8 protein-coding genes are annotated in these 8,408 nt (G+C 63.7%); 7 read left to right on the top strand and 1 reads right to left on the bottom strand.

Features of this window, described 5'->3' with window-relative positions; all coding sequences use genetic code 11:
- Positions 1–267: 267 nt before the first annotated feature.
- From PG896_RS05765 to PG896_RS05740, 6 genes are all read left to right on the top strand, one after another.
- Positions 268–642 (top strand): ArsC family reductase, encoded by a 375-nt coding sequence (locus PG896_RS05765; RefSeq protein WP_161469809.1) that lies wholly within the window; start codon positions 268–270, stop codon positions 640–642.
- Positions 643–664: 22 nt separating this feature from the next.
- Positions 665–1,792, top strand: coding sequence for a succinyl-diaminopimelate desuccinylase (gene dapE, locus PG896_RS05760; protein ID WP_010674050.1), 1,128 nt, complete (start codon positions 665–667; stop codon positions 1,790–1,792).
- A gap of 29 nt (positions 1,793–1,821) precedes the next feature.
- Entirely contained in the window at positions 1,822–2,508 is a 687-nt protein-coding gene (locus PG896_RS05755; protein ID WP_029314223.1) for a M15 family metallopeptidase, read from the top strand.
- Positions 2,508–2,654: a hypothetical protein gene (locus PG896_RS05750; RefSeq protein ID WP_010674048.1), complete on the top strand. Its 147-nt coding sequence runs from the start codon at positions 2,508–2,510 to the stop codon at positions 2,652–2,654. The genes PG896_RS05755 and PG896_RS05750 overlap by 1 nt, the downstream gene beginning before the upstream one ends.
- Positions 2,655–2,922: 268 nt before the next feature.
- Positions 2,923–4,650, top strand: coding sequence for a potassium/proton antiporter (locus PG896_RS05745; protein WP_010674047.1), 1,728 nt, complete (start codon positions 2,923–2,925; stop codon positions 4,648–4,650).
- Between the two features lie 45 nt (positions 4,651–4,695).
- Complete coding sequence (locus PG896_RS05740) at positions 4,696–5,799, top strand: protein O-GlcNAcase (RefSeq protein ID WP_257710226.1); 1,104 nt, start codon at positions 4,696–4,698, stop codon at positions 5,797–5,799.
- 142 nt (positions 5,800–5,941) lie between these two features.
- Here PG896_RS05740 and PG896_RS05735 read toward each other — a convergent pair whose 3' ends face one another.
- A complete protein-coding gene (locus PG896_RS05735; RefSeq protein WP_039039878.1) occupies positions 5,942–6,574 on the bottom strand; it encodes a LysE family translocator in 633 nt (210 codons plus the stop codon).
- 164 nt (positions 6,575–6,738) lie between these two features.
- On the opposite strand from PG896_RS05735, the gene PG896_RS05730 reads away from it, so the two are divergent.
- A complete protein-coding gene (locus PG896_RS05730) occupies positions 6,739–8,361 on the top strand; it encodes a methyl-accepting chemotaxis protein (RefSeq protein ID WP_202014213.1) in 1,623 nt (540 codons plus the stop codon).
- Positions 8,362–8,408 lie beyond the last annotated feature (47 nt).

Raw genomic sequence — 8,408 nt, 5'->3', positions numbered from 1 at the left:
CAAGCAAGCAGGAAAGTGGGATCAAGAGACGATCGTCTCATTTTTCCTGTGTCAATACTGTTCCGGTGAATACTTACGACAAGATGAGATAAGCCTATCAGGATCTCGGCACTTCTAACAATATCAATGTGAATTTTTTTTACCGAAACGCTCTCGTGTCCGCAAATGCACACCATCCACCGTGGTGGCTAACCCAAGGCAGCCTCGTTTTCATACGTGCAGATCGTCTGTATGCTACAGCCCATCAAACGGAACACGGTGAACCCCATGGAAAACAAGACCGAATGCAAAGTCGTTCTCTACGGCATTTCCCCCAAAAACTGTGACACCATCAAGAAGGCCCGCAAGTGGCTGGAGGAGGCGGGTATCGATTACCGCTTTCACGATCACCGCGCCGACGGCCTGAGCCCGGAGCAGCTCGATCTCTGGCTCGCCAAGCTGGGCTGGGAAGCCCTGCTCAACACCCGTGGCACCACCTTCCGCGCCCTGCCGGAAGCAGAAAAACAGGGGCTCGACACCGCCAAGGTCCGTGACCTGCTGCTGGCCCACCCGGCCATGATCAAGCGCCCGCTGCTGGACCAGGACGGCACCCTGACCCTGGGCTTCAAGGCAGACCTCTATCAATCCCTCTTCTCCCGTTAACTTTTTCTGTTAAGGAACACCGATGTCGGACGTCATCACACTGGCCAAGGATCTGATCAGCCGCCCCTCCGTGACCCCCCTGGATGAAGGGTGCCAGACCCTGATGGCGGAGCGCCTCGCACGCCTGGGGTTCGTCATCGAACCCATGGTCTTTGAGGACACCACCAACCTCTGGGCACGCCGTGGCAGCGAGGGTCCCCTCTTCTGCTTCGCCGGCCACACCGACGTGGTACCCGCCGGCCCCCTGGAGAAGTGGGACACCCCGCCATTCGAGCCAACCATCAAGGACGGCATGCTCCATGGCCGGGGCGCCGCCGACATGAAGGGGTCTCTGGCCGCCATGGTGGTGGCGACCGAGCGCTTTGTGGCCGAGCACCCGGACCACAAGGGCTCCATCGCGTTTCTCATCACCTCGGATGAAGAGGGGCCCTTCATCAACGGCACGGTACGCGTCATCGACACCCTGGAGGCACGCAACGAGAAGATCCGCTGGTGCATCGTCGGCGAGCCCTCCTCCACCGCCCAGGTCGGGGACGTGGTGAAGAACGGCCGTCGCGGCTCCATCACCGGCGATCTGCTGGTGCGCGGGGTGCAGGGCCACGTCGCCTACCCCCATCTGGCGGACAACCCTATCCACAAGGCGGCACCGGCGCTGGCGGAGCTCGCCGCCATCGAGTGGGACAAGGGCAACGCCTACTTCCCCCCCACCAGCTTCCAGATCGCCAACATCCAGGGCGGCACCGGCGCCTCCAACGTCATTCCGGGGGAGTTGCAGGTCCAGTTCAACTTCCGCTTCAGCACCGAGCTCACCGATGCGGCTATCCGCGAGCGGGTCGAGGCGCTGCTGACCCGTCACGGCCTGGACTTCGAGCTGAAGTGGACCCTCTCCGGCCAGCCCTTCCTGACGGACACCGGCGCCCTGCTGGACGCCACCGTCGCCGCCGTGGCGGCAGTGAACGGCCAGCAGCCGGCCCTGCTCACCACGGGGGGCACGTCCGATGGGCGCTTCATCGCTCCCACCGGGGCGGAAGTCATCGAGCTCGGCCCGGTCAACGCCACCATCCACAAGGTGAACGAGTGCGTGAAGGCGGACGATCTGGATCTGCTGGCGGACATGTACCAAGGGGTGCTGGCACGACTGCTGGCATGAGCGGTGCTCCGGACAAGAGAGACCAGACCATGAATCAGGATCAACTGCTTGGGCTGGATGAGAGCCACCTCATCCTGGTGGGGCGCGGCCCCCATCGTCTGACCGCCGCCACCGCGGCGGCCTTCAACGACATGCAGGTGGCTGCCGCCCATGCCGGTTTCAACCTGCAGGCGGCCTCCAGCTGGCGCGGCTTCGAACGCCAGCTCGCCATCTGGAACGGCAAATGGCGCGGGGAGCGCCCTCTGCTGGATGCGCACAACCAGCCCCTCGATGCCCTGCAACTGGGCGAGACCGAGCGACTGCACGCCATCCTGCACTGGAGCGCCCTGCCCGGCACCAGCCGCCATCACTGGGGCACGGATCTCGACATCTACGATCCGGACTGCCTCCCCGCCGGCACCCGGCTCGCGCTGGAACCCTGGGAGTACGAGGCGGGCGGCTGGTTTGCCGATTTGCGCGAGTGGCTGGACGATCACATGAACGACTTCGGCTTCTTCCTGCCCTATGCAAAAGGGGAGCAACCGGATCAGGGGGTGGCCTACGAGCCCTGGCACCTGAGCTTCGCGCCCGAATCCGACGGGCTGGCCCTGGATCCGGCGGCGCTGGCGCTTTGTCTGGAACGGGCGGATATTGAAGGCAAGGAGTGCATCCTGGCTCATCTCGACGAGATCCTGGCCCGCTATGTCACCCCGGCACACCACGAAAGGAGATTCTGATGAGCTTGTGGTTATGGATAGGCTTGCCGCTGCTGTTTCTGCTCGGCCTGTTTCTCAACGCCATCAAGGACATGAAGCAGCTCGAGAAACAGCTGCCCAAGTACAAGGACAAGATCCGGGAGGTCAAGGACGACGAGGACGACTGACCCCCTCGCAGGAGCCCGTCGGCGCTCCTGCACCCTTCCCGTCCACGGCATTTTTTCGCCCTCTGCCGCCCCCCTCTGCCTGCACTGAAAGCCCCATCCATTGCCCCCTTTCCCTGCGCTTTCCCGCGCGGGCACTCCGCCCTCACCCTGCTTGAAAACTGCGCAACAAACGTAAAAAACTGCAAAACAATGCACAATTAAGCCACACAAAGGGGGTCAATCTGCATATAATGTGCCTGTTTTGCAGCCCGCCATAAGGAGTTCGCCATTGGATGCCACCACCGTCAACAGTTTCTTCTTCATCGGTGCCCTGTTGGTGGGCGCCAGTGTCCTGTTGAGCGCACTCTCCTCCAGAGTCGGCATCCCCATTCTGGTCATCTTCCTCGCCGTCGGCATGCTGGCGGGTGAGGATGGTCCCGGCGGCATCCACTTCGCCGACTACTCGGTCGCCTACCTGGTGGGCAACCTGGCACTGGCCATCATTCTGCTGGACGGCGGCATGCGCACCCGGGTCTCCTCCTTTCGGGTCGCGCTCTGGCCCGCGCTCTCGCTGGCCACAGTCGGGGTGGCCATCACCACCGGCCTCACGGGCCTCGCCGCCGCCTGGCTGTTCGACCTCAACCTGATGCAGGGGATGCTCATCGGTGCCATCGTCGGCTCCACCGATGCGGCGGCGGTCTTCTCCCTGCTCGGCGGGCGCAGCCTCAACGAGCGGGTCAGCGCCACCCTGGAGATAGAATCGGGCAGCAACGATCCCATGGCGGTCTTTCTCACCGTCACCCTGATCGAGGTGCTGGCTACCGCCCAGCAGGGGCTGGATGCCGGCTTCCTGCTGCTGCAACTCGTCAAGCAGTTTGGTCTGGGCGCTGGCATCGGCCTTGCGGGGGGCTGGCTGCTGTGGAAGCTCATCAACAGTGCCAAGCTCGCCCCCGGTCTCTATCCCCTGCTCACGGTGAGCGGCGGCCTGCTCATCTTCGCCCTCACCACGGCGGTGGGGGGCAGCGGCATCCTGGCCATCTACCTCACCGGCCTGCTGCTTGGCAACCTCTCCCTGCGCAGCCGCAGCACCACCCTCTCCGTGCTGGACGGCCTGACCTGGCTCAGCCAGATCGGCATGTTCCTGGTGCTGGGGCTGCTCGCCTCGCCCCACAAGCTGCTGCCCATCGCCCTGCCGGCGCTGGCCCTGGCCATGTGGATGATCCTGTTTGCCCGTCCGGTGTCGGTCTGGATTGGACTGCTGCCGTTCAAGAACTTCGCGCCCCGCGAGCGCTGGTTCATCTCCTGGGTGGGGCTGCGCGGCGCCGTGCCCATCATCCTGGCGGTCTTCCCCATGATGGCGGGGCTGCCCAATGCCCAGCTCTACTTCAATGTCGCCTTCTTCGTGGTGCTGGTTTCGCTCATCCTGCAGGGCAGCTCGCTGCCGCTGGCATCAAAGCTGGCGCGAGTGGAGGTGCCCGCACCGCCCTCTCCCATCAACCGCTCTGGGCTGGAAATCGATCTCGACAGCCAGTGGGAGACCTTCGTCTATCGCCTGAGCGCCGAGAAGTGGTGCATCGGCTCCCCCTTGCGAGAGCTGCGCATGCCCCAGGGCACCCGCATCTGCGCCCTGTTCCGCGGCCAGGAGCTGCTCCACCCCTCGGGCAGTACCTGCCTGCAATCCGATGACATCCTCTGCGTCATCGGCCACGAGCACGACCTGCCCGCCCTCGGTCAGCTCTTCAGCCAGGCGCCGGAGCAGGATCTGGGCCCGCGCTTCTTCGGTGACTTCCTGCTGGAGGCCAACGCCAGGCTGGTGGATCTCGCCCCGCTCTACGGGCTGGATGTGAGCGAGGTGGCGGATCAGAGCCTCGGCGATTTTATTGCCCATCAGTTGGGCGATAATCTGGTGGTCGGTGACCATGTCGCCTGGCAGGGACTGCTCTGGACGGTGGCGGAAATGGAAGAGGGTGAACCCCGCAAGATAGGGGTGCGCTTCCTGGAAGAAGACCCCGTCTAGGCGCCGGCCATCGTAGCCCGCATTTGTGTGAGAAGGGAGTGAACCATGCCTTATCAAACCCTGTTGTCCGGTCTGTATCCTCCCTCGCCCAAGCTGGGCCTCATCGAGGGTTTCTTTGGCAAGGGCTGGAGCTGGGAAGCCCGTGCCCGCTACGCCCAGTGGCTGCCCCGCCACGGCTATGGCTTCTACCTCTACGCCCCCAAGGAAGACGGCTACCTGCGCAAGCACTGGGCCACACCCTGGCCCGCCGACCAGCTTGAAGCCCTGTGCCAGCTCGCCCGCCAGTGCCGGGAGAACGCTCTGGCCTTCGGGGTGGGCCTGAGCCCCATGGGGGCCCATCACGACTATGCCCGCCAGCGACCCGCCCTGCTGGAGAAGGTGAGGCTCATCGAGGAGGCGCTCAAGCCCGATATCCTGGCGATCCTGTTTGACGACATGAAGGGGGACACCCCGGATCTCGCCCACTGGCAGCTCACCATCGCCCACGACATCGCGGCCCACACCGACGCAGGCCGCCTGCTGTTCTGCCCCAGCTACTACAGCACGGATCCGGTGCTGGAGAAGGTGTTCGGTGCCATGCCCCCCCACTATCTGCAGGATCTGGGTCAGGGGCTCGACAGGCGCATCGATGTCTTCTGGACCGGCCCCAAAGTCTGCTCCACCGAGTATCCGGCTGCCCACCTCAAACAGGCCGCCGACTGGCTCCATCGCAAGCCCTTCCTGTGGGACAACTATCCGGTCAATGACGGCAGCAAGGCGAGCAGCTTCCTGCACCTGCGCGCCTTCGAAAACCGTCCGGCAGAGCTGGCGGAGCTCGTGAGCGGCCATGCGGTCAATCCCATGAAGCAGGCGGCCCTCTCGGCCCTGCCGCTCGCCACCCTGCCCATGAGCTACAAGCTCGGCAAGCAGTACGATCCTGACAAGGCGCTGCACGCCTCCCTCAACGCCACCTGCGGGCCGCAGATCTCCGCCATGATCCAGGCAGACCTGCCGCTCTTCCAGGACATCGGTCTGGCCCAGCTCACCCCCGAGCAGGTCATCCATCTCAAGAGCCGCTACCTGCCGTTCCAGGATCAGGCCTGCGTGAACGAGATCCTGCGCTGGCTGGCCGGGGAGTACGTGTTCGATCCGGACTGCCTGACCGACTGACCTCATGAGTCCATGAAAAGTGGGTTCATAAAAAAACGGGCCCATGTAAAAGGCCACCTCCCGGGCAGGGAGGTGGCCTTTTTGCATCATCTCTCTTCAGGTGCCCCATGGCGTCACATAGGGCGGCAGATTGAGCGGGTGTTTAACCGAAGGCCAGCCAGACCCCGACAAACAGCATGAGAGAGCCCGCGATCCGGTTCATCAGAGTGACATTGCCGCTCTTGGCGAGGAAATGGCGCAAGGTGCGGCCACCGCTGGCATAGAGCATCAGGCAGGAGAACTCGATGACCAGGATGAGCGCGACCAGGGCCCCTATCTGGGGTGCCATCGGCTTGGCCGCATTGATGAAGGGGGGCAGCAGGGAGACCATGAAGGCCCACCCCTTGGGGTTGGCGATGGCGGTCACGAAACCCTGCACGGCCAGTCCCATGGGGCTGGTCTGCTGACCCGCCGAGAGATCCGCCGGGATGGCCATCTTGCCCTTGGCCTGCCACATCTGGATGCCAAGCCAGACCAGGTAGGCGCCACCTACATATTTGAATGCAGAGAACAGGGCCGGGTAGTTGAGCATGACTGCCGCGACCCCGACCACCGACAACACGGAGACCAGGCCGACGCCGACAAGCTCCCCCCACATCATGTGCAGGGTACGGCGCACCCCCAGACTCATGCCCAGGGTCATCGCCAGGGTCATGCACATACCGGGGGTTACTGAGACAAAAAAGAACGTGGGAATAAAGAGCGCCAAGATGGCGGGATCAATCCAGTCGGACACACTACACCTCCAGGGTAACAAGCAGACGATCTTGCCTATCACACTCTTTTAACACAAGAAAAACCTTTTCATTCAGCAAGAATTCAGCATTAAAAACCCTGTGACAAGGATTGTCGCGCCTGTGTAAGATGCCGCCTCACTCCTCTTTCGGGTTAGGATCTTTCATGTCATTGAATAATCTGTCCATTCGTCTTCAAGTGCTTATCCCTCTCCTGCTCGCCAGCCTGTTGATGCTGCTGATGGCCGTGATCAGCAAACAGGAAATCGACGGTGCCATTCAGGACATGAATGAAACCACCGCCAGCGTCACCCGCCACAAGGACGACATTGCGGCCCTGATCCACGCCACCTACCGGCTGCGCACCAACGCCATCTACGGCCTCTACGATGAGGCCCTCTTCGCCCAGTTGCCGGCCCAGCTCTCCGCCGCCGAGCAGGAGATTGGCGCCATCCTGACCAGACTGGTTGTCACCGGTGCCGAGCAGGACAACCGTCAGGTCGCGGCCGCCCTGCAGGCCTACCTCGGCCATACCCGCAGCAGCATGCTGCCCCTGCTGACCGCCAAGTACCAAGGCAGTGGCGATCCCGCCGCCTATGAGCAGGCCCGCCTGCACTTTCGCGATCTGGGGGAGGCGCTCATCAAGCAGATCGATGCCATGTCCGTCCACATCAATCAGCTGACCCAGACTGAGATTGCCGAGGAGCAGGCCCACTACCGCGCGACCTTGCTGCGCACCCTGCTGTTGATGGGGGGCACCCTGATAGCGGCCCTGCTGGGTGGCTGGTGGATCTCCGGGCGCATCGTGCAGCCCATCGGCCAGTTGCAGGAGGTGATGCACGCCGTCGCCCTCGGCCGCTTCAACGTGCGTGCCAATGCCGAAGGCAACAACGAGCTGGGCCAGCTCGCCAGGGATATCAACCGGACCCTGAGCCAGCTTGCCAACACCATCCAGACCCTGACCGGCATCAGCGGCAATGTGGCCTCCGCCGCCACCGAGCTTGCCGCTGTGATGACCCAGGCAGAGGTCAACGCCCAGCAGCAGCGCGGTGAGACCGAACAGGTGGCCTCCGCCGTCACCGAGCTGGCCAGCACCGCTGACAACGTCAACCACAATGCCGCCCTGGCCGACGAGCTGGCCCGGGATGCCAACAGTCGGGTCGAGCAGGGGCTGACCCTGTTTGCCGAAAGCATCGAGGCCAACGGCCGCATGGCGGGCAGTCTGGAGAACGCCGCGACTGTGGTGGCCAGGCTCAAGTCCCAGTCCGAGCAGATCGGCAAGGTGATCGAAGTCATTCAGAGCATTTCGGAGCAGACCAACCTGCTGGCCCTCAACGCCGCCATCGAGGCGGCCCGCGCCGGTGAAAGCGGCCGCGGCTTTGCGGTGGTGGCCGACGAAGTGCGCCTGCTGGCCGCCCGTACCCAGGACTCCACCAAGGAGATCCAGGCCATCATCGAGCAGTTGCAGAGCCAGTCCCTCTCCGCCAACAGCGGCGTGCAGCAGACCCTGGAGATCCTCGGCCACAACCGGCAGCTCTCCGCCGAGGTACAGGCCTTGCTGGGGGGCATCACGGACGCGGTCAACCAGATCAACGGTGCCAACGCCCAGGTGGCGACCGCGGCAGAACAACAATCCTGCGTCACCGCCGACATCAGCCGCAACCTCACCAACATCCACGAGATCGTGAACCAGAACGCTGCCGGCATCAGCCAGAGTGCCGCCGCCAGTCACGAACTGTCACAGCTCGCCGAGCAGCAGCGCAGGCAGCTCGCCCAGTTCCAGCTCTGATCCCGAGAGGGTCTCTTCGATACCGCGGGGCCCGGCGCTGGCCCCGC

Source organism: Aeromonas sp. QDB30 (genome assembly GCF_027707645.1).
GTDB classification, from domain to species: domain Bacteria; phylum Pseudomonadota; class Gammaproteobacteria; order Enterobacterales; family Aeromonadaceae; genus Aeromonas; species Aeromonas caviae.
The sequence above is the reverse complement of the archived record's forward strand: the minus strand, read 5'-3'. Positions and strand labels throughout refer to the sequence as shown.